12 protein-coding genes and 6 tRNA genes are annotated in these 16,906 nt (G+C 50.0%); 10 read left to right on the plus strand and 8 right to left on the minus strand.

Annotated features, from left to right (window positions below):
- Nucleotides 1-270: 270 nt before the first annotated feature.
- Nucleotides 271-1,551 carry a helix-turn-helix domain-containing protein gene (locus DWZ56_RS10870; RefSeq protein ID WP_118556678.1) on the minus strand — a complete coding sequence of 427 codons (1,281 nt, stop codon included), beginning with the start codon at nt 1,549-1,551 and terminating at the stop codon, nt 271-273.
- Nucleotides 1,552-1,811: 260 nt separating this feature from the next.
- Here DWZ56_RS10870 and DWZ56_RS10875 point away from each other — a divergent pair.
- From DWZ56_RS10875 to DWZ56_RS10900, 6 genes are all read left to right on the plus strand, one after another.
- Nucleotides 1,812-1,883 (plus strand) — tRNA-Glu (locus DWZ56_RS10875).
- An 11-nt stretch (nt 1,884-1,894) separates the two neighbouring features.
- Nucleotides 1,895-1,968, plus strand: a tRNA-Ile gene (locus DWZ56_RS10880).
- 38 nt (nt 1,969-2,006) lie between these two features.
- Nucleotides 2,007-2,080: transfer RNA gene (locus DWZ56_RS10885), tRNA-Asp, on the plus strand.
- Between the two features lie 7 nt (nt 2,081-2,087).
- Nucleotides 2,088-2,160, plus strand: a tRNA-Val gene (locus tag DWZ56_RS10890).
- Nucleotides 2,161-2,179: 19 nt separating this feature from the next.
- Nucleotides 2,180-2,265, plus strand: a tRNA-Leu gene (locus DWZ56_RS10895).
- 63 nt (nt 2,266-2,328) lie between these two features.
- Nucleotides 2,329-2,402: transfer RNA gene (locus DWZ56_RS10900), tRNA-Arg, on the plus strand.
- A 71-nt stretch (nt 2,403-2,473) separates the two neighbouring features.
- Here DWZ56_RS10900 and DWZ56_RS10905 read toward each other — a convergent pair.
- The 7 genes from DWZ56_RS10905 to DWZ56_RS10935 all read right to left on the minus strand — a co-directional run bounded on the left by DWZ56_RS10905 (nt 2,474) and on the right by DWZ56_RS10935 (nt 9,755).
- On the minus strand, nt 2,474-3,895 hold the full coding sequence (locus DWZ56_RS10905; RefSeq protein WP_118556679.1) for an MFS transporter: 1,422 nt from the start codon (nt 3,893-3,895) through the stop codon (nt 2,474-2,476).
- 124 nt (nt 3,896-4,019) lie between these two features.
- A complete protein-coding gene (locus tag DWZ56_RS10910) occupies nt 4,020-5,174 on the minus strand; it encodes a DHHW family protein (RefSeq protein WP_243095187.1) in 1,155 nt (384 codons plus the stop codon).
- 21 nt (nt 5,175-5,195) lie between these two features.
- Complete coding sequence (locus DWZ56_RS10915) at nt 5,196-6,596, minus strand: MBOAT family O-acyltransferase (RefSeq protein ID WP_118556680.1); 1,401 nt, start codon at nt 6,594-6,596, stop codon at nt 5,196-5,198.
- 24 nt (nt 6,597-6,620) lie between these two features.
- Nucleotides 6,621-7,100: a DUF4358 domain-containing protein gene (locus tag DWZ56_RS10920; RefSeq protein ID WP_158584538.1), complete on the minus strand. Its 480-nt coding sequence runs from the start codon at nt 7,098-7,100 to the stop codon at nt 6,621-6,623.
- On the minus strand, nt 7,084-8,052 hold the full coding sequence (locus DWZ56_RS10925; RefSeq protein ID WP_118556682.1) for a GDSL-type esterase/lipase family protein: 969 nt from the start codon (nt 8,050-8,052) through the stop codon (nt 7,084-7,086). Before DWZ56_RS10925 ends, DWZ56_RS10920 begins: the two co-directional genes overlap by 17 nt.
- 381 nt (nt 8,053-8,433) lie before the next feature.
- Nucleotides 8,434-8,790, minus strand: coding sequence for a helix-turn-helix domain-containing protein (locus DWZ56_RS10930; protein WP_118556683.1), 357 nt, complete (start codon nt 8,788-8,790; stop codon nt 8,434-8,436).
- A gap of 254 nt (nt 8,791-9,044) precedes the next feature.
- A complete protein-coding gene (locus DWZ56_RS10935; protein ID WP_118556684.1) occupies nt 9,045-9,755 on the minus strand; it encodes a PIG-L deacetylase family protein in 711 nt (236 codons plus the stop codon).
- 234 nt (nt 9,756-9,989) lie between these two features.
- On the opposite strand from DWZ56_RS10935, the gene DWZ56_RS10940 reads away from it, so the two are divergent.
- The 4 genes from DWZ56_RS10940 (at nt 9,990) to DWZ56_RS10955 (ending at nt 16,851) form a co-directional block, all read left to right on the plus strand.
- On the plus strand, nt 9,990-12,554 hold the full coding sequence (locus tag DWZ56_RS10940) for a YfhO family protein (protein WP_158584539.1): 2,565 nt from the start codon (nt 9,990-9,992) through the stop codon (nt 12,552-12,554).
- 74 nt (nt 12,555-12,628) lie between these two features.
- Nucleotides 12,629-14,569: a glycerophosphodiester phosphodiesterase gene (locus DWZ56_RS10945; protein WP_118556686.1), complete on the plus strand. Its 1,941-nt coding sequence runs from the start codon at nt 12,629-12,631 to the stop codon at nt 14,567-14,569.
- A 213-nt stretch (nt 14,570-14,782) separates the two neighbouring features.
- Entirely contained in the window at nt 14,783-15,418 is a 636-nt protein-coding gene (locus tag DWZ56_RS10950) for an SGNH/GDSL hydrolase family protein (RefSeq protein ID WP_158584540.1), read from the plus strand.
- A gap of 50 nt (nt 15,419-15,468) precedes the next feature.
- Nucleotides 15,469-16,851: an MATE family efflux transporter gene (locus tag DWZ56_RS10955; RefSeq protein WP_118556688.1), complete on the plus strand. Its 1,383-nt coding sequence runs from the start codon at nt 15,469-15,471 to the stop codon at nt 16,849-16,851.
- Nucleotides 16,852-16,906 lie beyond the last annotated feature (55 nt).

Here is a 16,906-nt window from a genome sequence, read left to right on the forward strand (position 1 = left end):
GCTGAAGTGAAAAGTTTATTTCCACTTTGAAAACGGTTGAAAAATAAGTGGCATTTACTCTTACAAAATAGGGGTAAATGTCATTTTTCTATTCCAATAAGTAGAAATAAATGTTACACTTTATTCATCAGATGAAGCAGCCACCAGGATTTATGCGTATTTTAGGGCATACAAAAAGAGCGGACTTTAGTCGAACATTTGTGCGGTGCAAGACTAAATTCCACTTGGAAATGGAATTATGTAATTCGTCCTGACAGCCATCTGTATTGTTTATTTTTTGAGAAGGTAAGGTCTTAACACGACCTTATCTTTCTCTATCTTATGGATTCCGAAAGTCTCAAGCTTTTCGTATAAATCATGGTACAAGAAGTCAGCAAGCTCAAGCGGGCTCTTGCCGCCCAGTTTTTCCACAGGGGCGGAATTAACATGGCTGAGGACAAGGTTAAGCGCATCCTGGTCAACAAGCCCCAGAAACCGTAAATCAGTCCCTTTGGGCAGGATATATCTGAGCTCGATGTGCTTGTTTTCGAGGGTGCCTTTCTGCCCGGACTGCATGGGGTCACAATAAAAGACACGTGTGCGTCTGGTGCCATCAGGGCTCATCTCCATGGCATCGGCTGCGGTGAACTCGGAGCCCCTGTCTGTCAAAAGAATGTGTACATATTTCCTGAACAGCCCCGTGCCAAGAACGGATTCCAGCAGGTCAACGCCGTTTTTCATGGAATCAGCGGTTTTGGAAGCATGGAGGACAGCAAAGAGCACCCCGGCCTCCACGAACTTAAAGGTCTGTATGAACGGCCCCTTCGCTTCATCATTATAGACGGTATCCATCTGGGTGACAAAAACGTCGGGGTTCTCTTCGCGGTATTGTCTGTAATCCTTATAAGTGCGTCCCTGAAGGTATTTACGGTCAGCACGCTTTTTGTATTTCTGTGATTTCTTTTTAGGGATCTTCCTGGAGACCTGCCTGCGCAGGTCCAGGGCTGTGATGCCGGCTATCTCACGAAAGACACCACTCTCAATGTAATTGTAGAGCGTCTTTTCAGAGACATGCAGTTCCGGATGGGCGGCCAGTATCTGGAAAGGGGACAGCCCCTGCTTTAACAAAGGGGAGATGACCCCGGCCATTGCCTTTGCCTCCGAAACAGTGAGGTTGACCCCTTCCCGGGCATCGGTAAGTGTCAGCCTGTATTCGTGGTGTGCATCTTCAGGCCAATACTGATACTTGTCAAAACGGCATTTGGACCATTTGGAGCAGCCGTTACATGCGCCGGGGGTCCGGTCCCTCCTGGAGCACTTGAAAGGGACATACTCAGGGCAGTCCAAAGTACATTGCCTGCCGTATACACATTTGCGGTAATTGCAGCATTCCAGCGGCATTTTGCATTTATGTGTCAGTGAGCGGTGGAGGCGGATTTCCTTGCCGACGGTGGATTTATCTTTCCCTATGGTCTCAGCGATGGCGGTCTTGGAAGAACCATTGGTAATGCCGGCAAGAATGATACGTCTTTCCTCTAATGTCAAATGGGAAAAAGAATTGGATTCACGCATAAAGATACCTGCCTTTCCAATGGCTGCCAGGTATCTAAAGTGTAATACTAAATGCCACATTGAGGGAAGTGGAAATAGGTGTAAGATTAAAATCCACTTTGCCCCCTTCAAAGTGGAAATAAACTTTTCACTTCAGTAACAAAAAGTTTGAATAAAAAAAGTAAAAAAAGGGCTTGCAAAAGAGCTGGAATTATGCTAATATATTCTACGGTCGCTTAAGACAGCGGCCGTAGATTGACAGGAGCCCGGCTCCGAAATATGGCTCCATGGTCAAGCGGTTAAGACATCGCCCTTTCACGGCGGTAACGGGGGTTCGATTCCCCCTGGAGTCACTATGTAATATGGACCTTTAGCTCAGTTGGTTAGAGCAACCGGCTCATAACCGGTCGGTCCTGGGTTCGAGTCCCCGAAGGTCCACTAACCTTACTAAAGGTAAAGATTACATAACAGCATATGGCCCAGTGGCTCAGTTGGTTAGAGCGCCGCCCTGTCACGGCGGAGGTCGACGGTTCGAGTCCGTTCTGGGTCGTTTTGTTGGGGTCTTAGCTCAGCTGGGAGAGCATCTGCCTTACAAGCAGAGGGTCATAGGTTCGAGCCCTATAGGCCCCATTGCACACAGTGCAAAATTGCCGGCGTGGCGGAACTGGCAGACGCACAGGACTTAAAATCCTGCGGGACTAATCTCCCGTACCGGTTCGATTCCGGTCGCCGGCATTGTATGAAATACGGACGGTGAACATCCGTTGTTTCGTACTCCGAATTATTTATTATATATATGTGTGCGTAGCTCAGCTGGATAGAGCGTCTGACTACGGATCAGAAGGTCGCGAGTTCGAATCTTGTCGCACACGTTAAAGCAAAAAGGATGCTGCAAAGCCGGTGAATGGCTTTGCAGCATTTTTTTTTCGATCATTCGGTTTATTTATAATTCACCATCGGCTGTATTATCCTCCGCATCTATTTTCTGTACCACCAGCTTGATATACAAAAAGGTCAGAGCGGTCATTGTAAAGCCGAGCACATTTAATACCTGCTGTGCGTAAAGGCTGTGGCCGAACAGCACCAGCGGGTTATTCTGGAAATAATCCAGCAGCCTGCCGCCCAGCGCACATACCGCAAAGCCGTACAGGCCGCCCAGAGAGGAGACCAGCGTGAGCTGTATCATGCGGCGTTCACGGTTAATGAGATCAAGCTGTATGCCGAAGAGGCCGATTCCGATAAACGAATAGGCTACGGCGCCCACCGGGCTTAGTATGACCGTCATGATATAAGCATTGCCGGGAACCGTGAAAGCAAGGAGAAGATACTGTATGCCGAGCGTCAGTATAAAGTATTTTAACACGCGTGCCATGCCGTAATAGTCCCCGTATCTGCCGATCTTTGGCGTGATGTAGATACGCAGCAGATTGCTTATAAAGCCGATCACCATGAGGAACGTATAGGACAGGTTCAGTTCCTTGATCTGATAACTGGCGTTAAACTGGGCGCTGATATAGGCGCAGTTCATCCACATAATATTCAGGAAGAATACAGCCCTGAATTTCGGTGAGAGCAGCGCTGCCTTCAATTCGGCCGGCAGGCTTATATGCCTGCCGGAATTTTGTTCCGCATTGTTTTTCTTAGCCAGATGTCCATGCATCTCCCGTCCCAAGGCGTCCGTATCCGCCAGCCGGGGCTCCTTCATGCAGCTGAAGGCGGTGGTGCTGATCACAACCAGCAAAAATATGATGATGCCGATGATGATAAAGGCAATGATGATATTTCTGCTTTTAAAGAAGTCCAGGATTCCGCCGGCAATCAACAGGGCTACGGATACCGAGAGAACCACGGAAGAATCCTTGATTGACAGATAACGTCCGCGCAGTTTGGCCGGCACCAGACTGGCGATCCAGTCAGAAGCCGCCGGCCCTCCGATCTGTGCACAGACCTGGGCAGTCAGAAAACAGCCGATGAGCAGCCACATTTTCTGCGCGTCGGTTATGGGCAGGAGAGGGATAAAAAAGATGAAGGACAGCAGTATTCGCGCGGATGCGGTAAAGCATACCAGAAGCTTATACTTTTTGAGACGATTTGTAAGCCCCATGGTCAGAAGCTGAGATACTGCGGCAAGGCTGGCCAGGGAGATGATAACGCCGATATTAGCATCGGAGACGCCGATATTTGTCATCAGAGATGCAAAAATCGTGCCCGCAGTCAGGTTACCGATTGTCTGTACAGCGGAGTCGCCGATTGTGTAACAGACGCGGCTTTTTTTCAGGTCCGCCTTGCTTTCCGGCAGCGCCATGAAATAGATACGGCGCAGCCTCCCCAGAAAATACTTTCCTAACAATCTAATATCGGCCATTGCCATATCCCCCGCGAATATCGTTTCTATCGCGATTCTATCACAAAGCCGGCCATTGTAAATGTACTTTCTTGTTATGAAGATGTGGTAAATTGACGTGAAAAAAAGAACCAGTTTCAAACAATTATTGAAACCGGTTCAGCACATCATGGAGGGAATTATCCTCAAAGAAAGTGTTGGCATTATACAGAAAAAGCACATCGCTGATCTGTTTTTCGCCGATCAGCTCCTCTATGTCTCCATAATAATAACGTGGGTCCACCATAACGATTTCACGGTAATAGGGAGTCAGAAAAGGTACGAAGCAGTTGGCGTAGGAATCTTTAATCAGGAGCAGCCGTCTTTCATTTGCGGATTCTGTGCGTATATCCACGAGAGGATAATTGCCTCCCAGAAAGACGGCATATTTATCCTTTTCGTCCAGTTTGCTGCTGACATAGAGGGAAGCAGATTTCTTCTGCTCCTCCACATAATGTACCACCAGTTTTTCCGCCTCCTGGGGCAGATAGACGGAGATGGTATCCTTCTGACCGTAATAGCCGCTCCTGCTTGCCAGAGTGCCTTTAAAATCTTCTGTAACCGGATAAAATTGATTCTTATTATCCTCCGGGCTGATGCCAAGGGTTCCTGCGGCGGCGCTGAAGGCATAAAAAGCGCCCAGCGTAGTCCAGTGATGGTCGGTGCGGTAATAAAGCTCTTCCTCCCGATGAGAATAGAGGGCCGGATAGACGTCGATCATGGTCAGATCCGTTTCCAGTGAGGCATACAGCTTATCAAGCATTTCCTTTTGATCCGGAACCGGTGCGAAAGACGGCAGCTTATCGGTGAGGACGGCAGCGGCATCCGGCACCACAATCATGGATATGTTCAGGCTCGGATGGACCCTTGCAAAGGATTGGATGGCCTTTACGTTCTGCGGATAATGTCTGGAATCCGGATAGGCGCAGGCCTCCAGCAGATATCCGTCTTTCCCCAGATAGACGCCGTTGGACTCCCGCTTGCCCAGGATTAGATCGGCAGTGGTCTTAACTTTCACCCAGAGATCCCTGAATGCAAACTGGTCCGTCTGATATTTTTCAAATTTAGTCATAAACCGTCCGCTTAAAACCGATTCGGCGGTCGGCACAGGCCTTTGCTCCAGCATACGGTTTTCGGTTTCTGAAAAGGCCCGGTCTTTGTGCAGGGCATTGAATGCCAGCAGCAGTCCCAGGGATGCCAGAAAAAGGATACCCAGCAAAGCGCAGCTTTTCAACATATTTTTCTTGGATTTTTTCGTCATTCTATTGCTCCTGTCGCGTTCCTAAAAGCGGAAATAGAGGAACGGATTGTAGGTATCGTTAATCAGATAAGCCACCGATAAAAAGAATAAAACGGTATGCAGGGCGGAATACAGAAAGATCTGCCGTTTCTTTACCGTGTTCGCGGCTCTCATCCAGATGTTATAAAAAAACGGTGTGCATGCCAGCGCGGCAGCGGCGAGCAGGATCAGGCCGGTATAAAGATAGTATATGCCGACGTTGTCGAACAGTGGGCCGCCGTTCATATGAAACAGCGTGCCCAGGTAAGTGGCCGCGCTTCCCAGATCGCTGCAAAAGAAAAATACCCAGCCGATCATGACGATCAGCATGGTATAGAGAACACGCAGCAGGTGCGGCAGTTTCTCCAGCACACTTTTCAGCACGTATTTTTCAATGACCAGGAAAATGCCATAATACAGGCCCCACAGTACGAAATTCCAGCTGGCGCCGTGCCAGAGACCGGTCAGCATCCAGACGATCAGGATATTGCGGATATGCCTGGCCGCCCCGCCCCGATTGCCTCCCAGCGGAATGTAAATATATTCGCGGAACCAGGCCCCTAAAGAAATATGCCATCTGCGCCAGAAATCAGTGACGCTGCCCGCACAGTAGGGATGGTCAAAGTTGGGCTTAAAATCGAACCCGAACATTTTGCCCAGGCCGATGGCCATATCCGAATATCCGCTGAAATCAAAGTAGATCTGGAAAGTATAGCAGAGCACACCCACCCAGGCCGACAGCGTGGACATCTGCGGCAGCGCCTGAACGGTCTGAAACACACTGCCTAAGTTGTTGGCAAGCAGCACCTTTTTGGTCAGTCCCCAGATGAAATACTGCGCCCCCTGTCCGAATTTGGCGAGAGAGTGAGTCCTGTTTTTCAGCTGCTGGGCCACATCGCTGTACTGCACGATCGGGCCGGCCACAAGCTGCGGGAACATGGATACATAGAGCCCAAAAGACAGAATGTTTTTCTGAACCGGCACTTTCTTACGGTAGACATCCACCAGATAAGAAAGTGTCTGAAAGGTGTAGAAGGAGAGTCCGATAGGCAGCGCCAGAGAAAGCTTCGGCAGATTCACGGGTAAAACCAGATTCAGGTTATCCGCAAGAAACCCGTAGTATTTAAAAAAGCCCAGCAAAAATAAATTGACCACTACAGCCGTAAGCAGGCTGAAGCGTGCTTTTGCGGGCTTGTCTGATTTTCTGTGTATATCAATTCCCATCACATAATTAAATACAATGCTGTATATCATAAGCAGAACATAGACCGGCTCGCCCCATGCGTAAAAGAACAGGCTGAAAATCAGCAGAACGATGTTTTTGAAACGGGCCGGCGCCAGATAATATAAAAGCAGCACAGCCGGAAGAAAGGTAAAGATGAATAAAATACTGCTGAAAACCATAAGTATCCTCCAAGTCAGATCAGGTCAGGGTGTCTTCAGTCCTTTTATAAACGCCCTGCTGTAAGTCTCCGCTTCCGGAGAAATCACAAACAGCAGATAATTTCCCCGGACGGTCAATATGTGATCGCGGATCAGCTTCGTCTGTTCCGCGCCATAGCCTTCAAAGTTAGCCAGCTGGCTGTCTATGCGTTTGGATATGCTCTGCTCCGCCGCATCGGCGAGCTGAGGGGATTTCACCTCAAGCAGCAGCAATTCGTCCACATCCATGCTTTCGATGGAAGTATAGAGCACAAAACCTGCCAGGTCCTCGGAATTTATGCCGTAGAGCCTTTTTAAAGCGCGGCTGTCCGCCTGCTTCAGGGTATCTGTATCGATGCCGGCGCATACGGCATCTGCCAGGTCATCAAAATTAACCTGTACGCGCGCTCTTTTTATAAATCCCATGATCATCACTGCCAGCAGCACAAGGAGCAGCAGTTTCAGCATTCTAATCAGTCGGTCCATCCCCGCTCCTCTCCAGACCTGCAGTTTCCGCCATATGCTCCAGCCACAGATGATAATATGGCTTCTTGACATGTATGCCGTCTTTTTGATAAATATTTTCCAGGCCGTCCAAAAGTCCGGCGTTGTCGATATAAGTCAGCCCCAGTTCATTGCACATATCCTGAAGCTCCTGATTAAAAGCGTCCACATTGCCGTAAACCGGTTTTTTGTCGATGGCCTTCTGCTGGATGGGAAGTATGCAGTTGATGTAAATCGGTACATCGGGAAGCGCGTCCCGCAGTTCCTGAATCCGCGCCTCGTAGGCTTTTTTATAGCGGCCGCCGTCTCCGCGGTAATATTCCAGATCGTTCATGCCGATGGCGATGAACACCGCTTTGGGGGAGAGGGTGATTGCGGTCTGTATTTCATCGGAGGCCGCCCCGGCGGTCATTCCCTTTTTAGCGATTACAATCTCTTTGTCCAGGATTTCATAGTCCAGAAGGCCTTCGGTGATGGAATCGCCCATGATGACGGTGCCGGTAAAGAGGGCCTTCATCTCGCGGTCCACCCTGGATGCGGCTGTTTCTGTGGGCTGCGATTCCCCGGCGTCTTCACGGTTTTCTGCTGGGGCTGTTTCTCCGGGTAACGGTGCATGATCCGCAGGGGCTGTCTGTCCGGGATCCTGTCCGCTTTCCGGCGGGACTGCCGTCTCCGGTGTCCGGCTGCCGTCAGAGGATTCGGCCTGTTTGGGTGCCTCAGTGCCGGAAGAGGCTTCTGTCTCCTGTGCCTCCATGGCCAGAATCTCTTTTTCTATGGCCGCAGGATCCGATTGTTCCAGAGCGGCGATTTTTTCAATGCCTTGTATGGTCTGCTGCGCCTGAATGGAGGAAGGAGTTCCCGGAATAGCCATATATCCCAGAAGAAGGGCTGCTGCTGTCAGGGATAAACAATATACTTTTTTCTTATGTCTCATGTCCGCCTCCCAAGATAGAATTAACGATCTATTAGATTAGACTCAGAGAGGAAAATAAAAGTTGCAGGTAAATTTTACAATTTCATTAACCTTTTTCTGCTGCGATAATACTATTATACTTGACGGAATTTTAAATACAACGGCGTCCGCAGAAATGTAAGGATTGTAATCAGGATGTTAAAAAAACGTAATAATAAATAAGAAAATAAAGGAAACTTATCGGGGTATCTCCATCGTCTAACTGACTCTGTATGAGACAAGCACGGATCTGGTCGCAGTGAAAGTGGTAAAAAGTGAATGAATAAAAAATGACGAACATCTCGGCCGGCCGACCGGGATGTTCGTCATTTTGGAACGGGATTCTGTTTCGTGGTGCGGATTTTATGAATCCGGCATAATGCCGGCCAAACCTCTGGCGTACATTAAAAGCTGCTGCTGGCGGCCTGTATCCATGAGATCGTACAGCTTAAGCAGCTCCTCCTGCCGGTCGGTGAGATCCGGATATGTATCCGCTGTGGAAAAAAGCTGTGCCAGCGATACATCAAGTCCCCGTGCGAGCTTGCAGAGATTGATCAGGCCGGGCGTATTCTTACCGAGATTTGATAAGGAGGATTTTGGTATATTACCCGCCTTTGCCATCTTGTTCTTGGAAAGTCCCTTTGCCTTTCGCAGACGTTCGATATTATCAAGCACCAGAGTCAGTTCAGGACAATCCGGGTTGAACTGTTTCATCTCCATATAACTATTCCTTCCTGAAGAGGTCACCCTCTGATAGCGGTTACAGAAGCATCTGCTATTATCTTAAGGCTTAATTTGTTTTAACTGTTAGTACTATAAATAAACGTGAAAGGTACTAAAATTGGTACTATATACTTACGAATTATTTACTATGAATAAGCAAAGAAATTAAAGAGGGGAAAACAGATGTATGGGATGGAACGAAAGAGCGGAATGAAAAAGAATTTTCCTATTGAATAAAAAACCCGGCAGCATCAGCGGATCTGCTGCCAGGCTTCATATGGAAACATATGGCCGAAGCTCTTATCGATAAAGCTCTGGGAGTGATAGACGGATAAAAGAGTGCGTTTACGTTTCAGCATGTCATCAGACATCGGTGCCCCGGTTTCTTTTACACTGTCCGGGTCATGATATGTGCTAAAACAGAAGAGTGCTGCGTTGGGATGATCCGCTGCGGTGCTGTCAAACGCACGCAGAGCCAGGCTGTGTGTGAGACGGTGCTGTATATGGCCGTATTCGCCGTCCTGGTTGTGGGTGGCCACCGTATCCCATTGTTTCAGCGACAGAATCTTTTCCAGATCCTGGATGACGGATTTCCTTTGAAACCTCCAGCCGCTTCTAAGCCCCAGGATCTTATCCGGATAATTCAGAATGATCCCCACATCACCGGTTTGTTCCAGCGCAGCCTGAAATTCCTGCTCCCTGGCCTGGCAGCTGCCATTTGTCAGGCACACCACCAGATAATCTTCCTCCAGCAGGTGGGCGCCGCCCCAGATGCTCTCATCGTCCGGGTGTGCGACGATCATGAGATGATTGATCCCTTTTGTTTTCTGCCTTAAGTAGGAAAGATCCTCCTCGTTTATATGAGAGATAGGATAAAGTGCTGATATAGCCAGCACGGACAGCAGATAAATCTGTATGAGAATGATCAGAATGCTGATCAGAATCAGAATTTTTTTTTTCATATCGGTTCCTCTCTGCGGACCCGGCGTTTTTTGGCCGGGACACTGCTAATCGTTTCATTACAAAACCAATCATAGCATTGAATTCTTTCAAAACTTTTACATTTTAGACGAAACCCTTTCGTAAAATGTTCGTTTTTATACAAAGAGTTTTAAGAAAAATCAAGGCCGGATGAAAGATTTACGCTTTAAAATAGGCAGCAGAATGAAACGTATATGCATCAAGGGGGAGACGATATGAACGAACAGAAAAGAGAAATCCGGTGGAAGACAATGCTGTTTCTGGCCGGTGTTTCACTGCTTATGGTACTTTTGACTTTAAGTCCCGGAGAGGTTTTCGGATCGAAAGTGGACTGGTTTGCGCAGCACAGCGTGCTGCCGGAGTATTTCCGTTCCGCTTTTTACAGGACCGGAGAGCTCATACCCAAGTTCATACCGCAGTTGGGAGGCGGGCAGAACACATTTCAATATTCCTATTACGGGCTGCTTAACCCGGTTATTTTAATATCATATCTGCTGCCGTGGGTTTCGATGGCGGATTATGTAATGTGTTCCAGCATACTTCTCTATGTGGCCTCCGGTCTTTTGTTCTATGTCTGGATGAAGCGAAACGGCAGAAGTGAAAAAACGGCGGCCGCAGCAGCCCTCTTCTTTCTATTTGCATCGCCTATGCTTTATCACAGCCATAAGCAGCTCATGTTTGTTAATTATATGCCTTTTCTGCTCATGGCCCTGATGGGCGTCGACCGGTATTTTGAACAGAATAAACCGGTTCTGATGATCACGGGCGTTTTTCTGATGATCATGACAAGCTACTTTTTTGCAGTAGGAGGTATACTGGCGGTAACTGGGTACGGTATTTTCTGCTTTTACCGCAGACAGCGTGTCTGGGACAATAAAGCTTTTATGAAAGAAGGTATTCGGTTTGCAGCGCTTATGGTGATTCCGGTTTTAATGAGCGGCGTGCTCACTATGCCGTCTCTGGCAGCGCTGGCAGGAGGGCGTTCAGAGGACGGCGGAATGCAGATGAATGCCTTAAGCCTGCTGCTGCCTGATCCGGATCTGATGCCGGCCCTGTATCAGACCTATGGCATGGGGCTGACCGCAGTGTTTGCCGCCGCGTTTGTCGGCCTGTTTTTTACCGGGAAGAAGGAACACAGGTTTCTGGCTGGCTTTCTCGCCGCTGTGATCTTTATACCGGGCATCCGCTATCTGCTTAACGGCGGCCTGTATGTGCGGGGAAAATCCCTGATCCCGTTTCTGCCTTTGGCGGTGTATTCGATCAGCATATTTTGGGAGAATCTGGACCAGTTCGCGGGACAGAAAAAGTTTTTTAAGGTTCTGATACCGGCCGGTGCGCTGCTTGCTGTGTTTTTCACCTTTCCCGTCTGTTTTGCATTTGCTGCGGATATGGCCATTACTGCGGCCACGCTTTGGTATGCTGCAAAAAAGAAAAACCGGAACTATTTCACCGTTCCCATGCTGGTGATTGCCGGCTGTGTCTGCATCGGAGCCAGCCGCAGCGATACGCTGATGAAAAGCGAGGAAATGGACCGGATTTATGCGGCCGGCAGGCGTGATGCGGTGGAAGAGGCGCTGGAGAACGAGGAGGAACCCGCACGTTTCCAGGATCTAACGCAGGACGCCGCATCTTCTAATATATCCTACGGCCCCCACAGCCTTCGCACATCGATTTACTCTTCTTCCTATAATAAGGACTACATGGATCTGTATAAGAGCGGTTTTTATAATGCGAACCGGGCGGGAAACGCCATTACGGCATCCGACAGCGCCAATATACTGTTTGAGACCATGATGGGCGTTAAATATCTGGTTTCCGACGGTGCTGCTCCTGCGGGATACAGCCCCGCAGGCCGGACAGACAGCGGTGTGCTCTATAAAAACGATGCGGTGCTTCCACTGGGATATGCGCGTTCTGCAGTGATGGGGCAGGAGGAGTTCGGCCGCTTGAGCGAAGCGGAGAAGCCGCTTGCAATGCTTGAAAATGTGGTGGTCGGCCAGAGCGGCCAGGAAGCCGCCTCATCACGCTCCCTTCGGCCTGTGCCTGTGGACCTGGATCTCATGATGCCAAAAGATGCAGATGGAAATTATAAGATTCATGCCGAATCCCCCTTTACAGTTCAGCTTGATTTGGATATGCTGGGGGAACAGGATATTTTAATGCTGCAGTTTCATGTGAATCCGAGGGACGGTAAAAATGTGACAATTAAAGCCAACGGGGTTGTCAACTATCTGGATGTGGAGGATACGATTTATCCTAACGGTAATTATGATTTTTTCTATGCGCTTTCATCTGCTGAAGGGCTGAAGAAACTGACGCTGGAATTCAGCGCCGGCAGCTATGAGCTTTCAGGGTTTAAGGCATGGAAAACCGATTACGGTCTGATCCGGTCTGCCGTATCGGATGCAGATGCATTTAAGGCGGATGCGGGGAGCATGGAAGGCGGAAGAATAAGCGGTCAGGTGCGGGCATCTGCGGACGGGTATTTTACAATGAGCATTCCTTTTGATTCCGGTTTCCGTGCCTGGGTGGACGGCGTGGAAGTGACGCCCGAGAAGGTAAACGGCGCTTTTTTAGGCTTTCCCATCACGGCAGGAGAGCATCGGGTGGAACTTGAGTACAACGTCCCGCTGCTCGCGTTTGGTATGGCGTTAAGCCAGGCTGGTATGCTTGCGTTTCTGGCTGTGGCCGCAGCGGAGTTTGTCTGGGTGCCGGCACAAAGCTGGCGCAGAGAGCGCGCAGGGCTGCACCTTGGCAAACAGGGGCGCGCTAACGCATGAGTGAAGAATAAAGCCGCCTGTCCTGCCGGGAGAACAATGCGGTTACAAGATAAAGAGCTGGGTGGAGAGTGAAGATGAAAAGAAAGAGAAGAGAAGAAGGGCAGAAAATGCATACCTTCAGCAGCGTATGCCGCCTGCTGCTGTGGGATTGGACGACGCTTCTGTTTTTCGAGCTGACCTACAAATTTTTATTGATATTTTTGACACCGTATTTTCAGGATATATTAAGCTATGCAATGAGACGGGCAGGTATGTCGTATTTGTCCCAGGAAAATATAGCGATGATTTTTAGCGATTTACCGGCCGTCCTCATTGTTCTTCTGCTTCTTCTCGCTACGGCGTTTTATGTGTATGTGGAGATGGCGGCAATCGTGCTGTACTGTGAGGCCGGGCTCACCGGAGAATCGGTCAGTGTGCTGTCACTGCTTCGCGGCGCCGTTTCACGCGCCTTACGGATCTTTCAGCCGCGCAATCTGCTGATGGTACCCTTTGTGATGCTGATTATACCCTTGACAGGCATACCGCTTACTACAGGACCGGTCAGCACTTTGGCCGTACCGGAATTTATTGTAGACTTTATTAATGAAGAAACTGTTTTGAGATTTCTGTACGGCGCACTGGTTGTGGGAATGGAAGTCCTGCTGCTGCGTTGGATTTTCAGCATCAATGAGATGGTGCTTAACAGGAGAAGCTTCCGGCAGGCGTGCCGCGTCAGCATAAACCTTCAGCGGGGCCGGAAACTGCGTACGGTGATTTATATGATTGTCTGGGTGGCGGTCTTTTCCCTGTTGGCGTCCCTGGCGGGGGGGCTGGTGGTGGGAGGGCTGCTGCTGTTTACGAAGTACACTTCGGCAGGCGCTGCAGAAGCCCAGCATAATTTCTGGTTTGCCTTTTCGAGAGTTCGGATGCTGGGGCAGATACTGACCGCAGTTTTTGGCATGACTCTCAATTTCGGTCTGATAACGGTCCTGTACTATCACTGCCGCGGGGATAACCTTCAGGACATACGTATAAGGAAGAAAAGCAGGCGCTCAAAACTGCGCGGCCTGACAAGGCTGGCCGTGCTGTTTGTACTTCTGACGCTCTATTCAGAGATGAGGTATTATGTATACTATCCCGCGGACAGCCTGACGACACAGGTGGTCGCCCACCGCGCAGGCTCCCTGTTCGCTCCGGAAAATACCGTAGCGGCGCTTAAGGAAGCCAAAAACGGCGGGGCTGATATGGCGGAGATAGATGTACAGCAGACGAAGGACGGAGAGCTGGTCGTCCTTCATGACACCAATTTAAAGCGTGTGACCGGATATGACTGTAATATATGGGATATCACCTGGGAGGAGATACAAGCGCTTTACCGGAAGGATGGAGTTGATTCGTTGCCGGAAGACAATAGGATTCCCACATTGGAACAGATGATTGCCGAAGCGAAAGGACGGATACGCCTGATGATTGAACTGAAAAATAACGGCCATGGAAGCGGCATGGAGGAGGCCGTGCTTTCTCTGATCGATCGGTATGATGCCGCCGCGCAGTGTGTAATCGCTTCCATGGACGATGCGATTCTAAAAAAGGTGAAGGAGCTGAATCCGGATATAAAGACCGCCTATATCACAGCGGTGGCTTACGGAGATTTCGAGGGGCTGAAGGAAGCGGATATGTTCAGCATTGAGGCCACGTTTGCAACCCGGGGCCTGATTTCTCGGCTGCACGGAATCGGAAAACCGGTTTATGTATGGACGGTCAACAATGAGGAGCAGATGCGCAGGACACTGGAAGCCGGCGCTGACGGAATCGTGACGGATAATCCCTATCTGGCCTCTTATGTGTTGGAGACACAGGGCAGGGACGTGCTGATCGAAGTGCTGGCCGACCGCTTCCTGGGCGTGCCGGAAACAGAAGAGGGTATGGATCAGACCAGAAGCCTGCCATGGGAGGCTTTGGATATGTCCGATTTTTTAGAGAGAATATTTGTGCTGCAGCCGATGTTCCTGAAGCCACTGGGAACGCTCACCTGAAAAAAATGTGTTTATATGCCTGCCTTCACACGGCGGGGAGCTGCCGCTTTTGCGATTTTTAAAGCGTGAAAGCGGCTGCCTCCCGCCTTTTTCACGCCTTTTTGCGGATCAAAAAAACATGTACATAATAGGTTCTTTATGATAGAATGGATTTCATACTTGTCAAAAAGCGGGTTAAAACCAATGAATGGATGAATGCGAGGAGATGCGGGAATGAAACGTATATTATGTTATGGGGATTCCAATACCTGGGGGACCCGTCCGGATGGGCTGGGCAGGTGGGAGAAGCGCTGGCCCATCAGCCTGAAGGAGGAGCTCGGGGAGGAATGTGCGATTATTGAGGAAGGATGCGGCGGGAGGACCACAGTCTGGGATGATCCGCTGGAGATGCATAAAAACGGAAGGACCTACCTGCTTCCCTGTCTGCATTCGCACCGTCCGCTGGATGCGGTGGTGATCGCGCTGGGAACCAATGATCTGAAGTGCAGATTTTCTCTGACGCCGTATGACATCGCTGCAGGAGCGGGAGAACTGGCCAAGGAAGTGCTAAGATGCGAATACGGCCATGGGTATCCTGTGCCGAAGGTGCTGCTCATCGCACCGGCGCCTCTTGGGAACAATCTGATGAAATCGCCCATCGGCAAGCTGTTCGATGAGTACGCGGTGAAGAAATCCTGCCTTCTGGCAGAAGAGTACCGTGAGATGGCGGATGCGCTCGGGGTGGAATTCCTGGATGCGGGCGTATATGCCGTGACAGGAGAGGATGAGGTGCATTACGACGAGGCCAGCCACATAAGGCTTGCGAAAGCGGCGGCGGATAAGCTTCGGGAAATGCTTGCGGATGATTAAGGCTGTCTGACAGGCGGCAGATACAGGAAATACGGTAAGAGGGATGAATTATGGCATTTAAACTGGAAAAATTCGTGGGCGCGCAGGATATGACAACAGGAAGCCCGGCATCCTGTCTGGTGCAGTTCTCGGTTCCGCTGCTGGTGGGTAATCTGGCCCAGCAGCTTTACAATACGGTGGATTCCATCGTGGTCGGGAAATACGTGGGAGACGGCGCGCTGGCCGCTGTGGGCGCCAGCAACCCGCTGCTCAATCTGATACTGGTACTGTTTATGGGAATCTCCACCGGGGCCAGCATAATGGTGGCGCAGTATTTTGGGGCGAAGGAAAAGGAGCAGCTCTCCAAAACGGTGGGCTGTACGATTACGCTCACACTGCTGACCTCCATTGTCATGATGGTGCTGGGAGTGGCGATGACGCGGCCTTTTATGAGCATGCTTAAGACGCCGGAGGATATCTATGAGATGTCCTGCACATACCTCAATATCATCTTTATTGGTATTGCGGGCTGCGCCTATTATAATATTATATCCGGTATTTTAAGAGGGCTGGGCGACTCTGTGATGCCTTTGGTATTTCTTCTGGTGGCCTGCGGGCTGAACATCGTGCTGGACCTGCTGTTTGTGGCGGTGTTTCGAATGGGGGTTGCAGGTGTGGCCTGGGCGACCATCATCGCGCAGGCGGTGTCGGCGCTGCTGTGCATACTGCGCCTTCTTAAGATGAAGGATACGATGACACTGAACCGGCATACGCTCAAACCGGAACGCAAGATGGTGGCGGAGCTGACCAGACTGGGACTGCCTTCCGGATTAACCCAGGCAGTATTTTCGATGGCAGCCCTGGTGGTGCAGTCTCTGACCAACAGCTTCGGTACGGATGTCATTGCCTGCTCCACCGTGGTTATGAGGGTGGACGGTTTTGCCATGATGCCGAATTTCACCTTCGGAACGGCCATGACCACCTTTGCCGGGCAGAATATCGGCGCCAGAAAACTGGAGAGAGTGGAAAAGGGCACAAAGGACGGCATGAGGCTGGGCCTGATTGTTTCCGTCTGCCTGACTGCGGCCATACTGATCTTCGGAGAAGGGCTGATGCGGATGTTTACGAGCACGGAGCGCGTGGTGCAGCTGGGCATACATATGATGCGGATTCTGGCGGTGGGATATATCGCCATGGCTGTGACACAGATTCTTTCCGGCGTTATGCGCGGAGCCGGCGATACGATGACGCCGATGTGGATTTCGCTGTTTACCACCGTAATTGTGCGTGTTCCCATCGCCTATACCATGGCCTGGGCCACCCGCAGCGAAAGCCTGCCTGCCGGCTCTCCGGACAGCCTGTTTGTATCGCTTCTTATATCCTGGGTGCTGGGCGCTCTGGTGACGGTAGTGTTTTATAAAAAAGGAAGATGGAAGAATAAGGCGATTACATAAAACAACGGTGTATTCATCTTGCATTCTAAATAAGTTTCAGTTAGAATGTAAGATG

It is taken from the genome of Lachnotalea sp. AF33-28, from assembly GCF_003477885.1.
Taxonomy (GTDB): Bacteria; Bacillota; Clostridia; order Lachnospirales; family Lachnospiraceae; genus AF33-28.

Coding starts and splice junctions, on each gene's coding strand:
- DWZ56_RS10910 (WP_243095187.1), bottom strand. CDS start 5,174: ATGACGAAAAAATCCAAGAAAAATATGTTGAAAAGCTGCGCTTTGCTG.
- DWZ56_RS10930 (WP_118556683.1), bottom strand. CDS start 8,790: ATGGAGATGAAACAGTTCAACCCGGATTGTCCTGAACTGACTCTGGTG.
- DWZ56_RS10935 (WP_118556684.1), bottom strand. CDS start 9,755: ATGAAAAAAAAAATTCTGATTCTGATCAGCATTCTGATCATTCTCATA.
- DWZ56_RS10920 (WP_158584538.1), bottom strand. CDS start 7,100: ATGGACCGACTGATTAGAATGCTGAAACTGCTGCTCCTTGTGCTGCTG.
- DWZ56_RS10915 (WP_118556680.1), bottom strand. CDS start 6,596: ATGGTTTTCAGCAGTATTTTATTCATCTTTACCTTTCTTCCGGCTGTG.
- DWZ56_RS10950 (WP_158584540.1), top strand. CDS start 14,783: ATGAAACGTATATTATGTTATGGGGATTCCAATACCTGGGGGACCCGT.
- DWZ56_RS10905 (WP_118556679.1), bottom strand. CDS start 3,895: ATGGCCGATATTAGATTGTTAGGAAAGTATTTTCTGGGGAGGCTGCGC.
- DWZ56_RS10955 (WP_118556688.1), top strand. CDS start 15,469: ATGGCATTTAAACTGGAAAAATTCGTGGGCGCGCAGGATATGACAACA.
- DWZ56_RS10945 (WP_118556686.1), top strand. CDS start 12,629: ATGAAAAGAAAGAGAAGAGAAGAAGGGCAGAAAATGCATACCTTCAGC.
- DWZ56_RS10870 (WP_118556678.1), bottom strand. CDS start 1,551: ATGCGTGAATCCAATTCTTTTTCCCATTTGACATTAGAGGAAAGACGT.
- DWZ56_RS10925 (WP_118556682.1), bottom strand. CDS start 8,052: ATGAGACATAAGAAAAAAGTATATTGTTTATCCCTGACAGCAGCAGCC.
- DWZ56_RS10940 (WP_158584539.1), top strand. CDS start 9,990: ATGAACGAACAGAAAAGAGAAATCCGGTGGAAGACAATGCTGTTTCTG.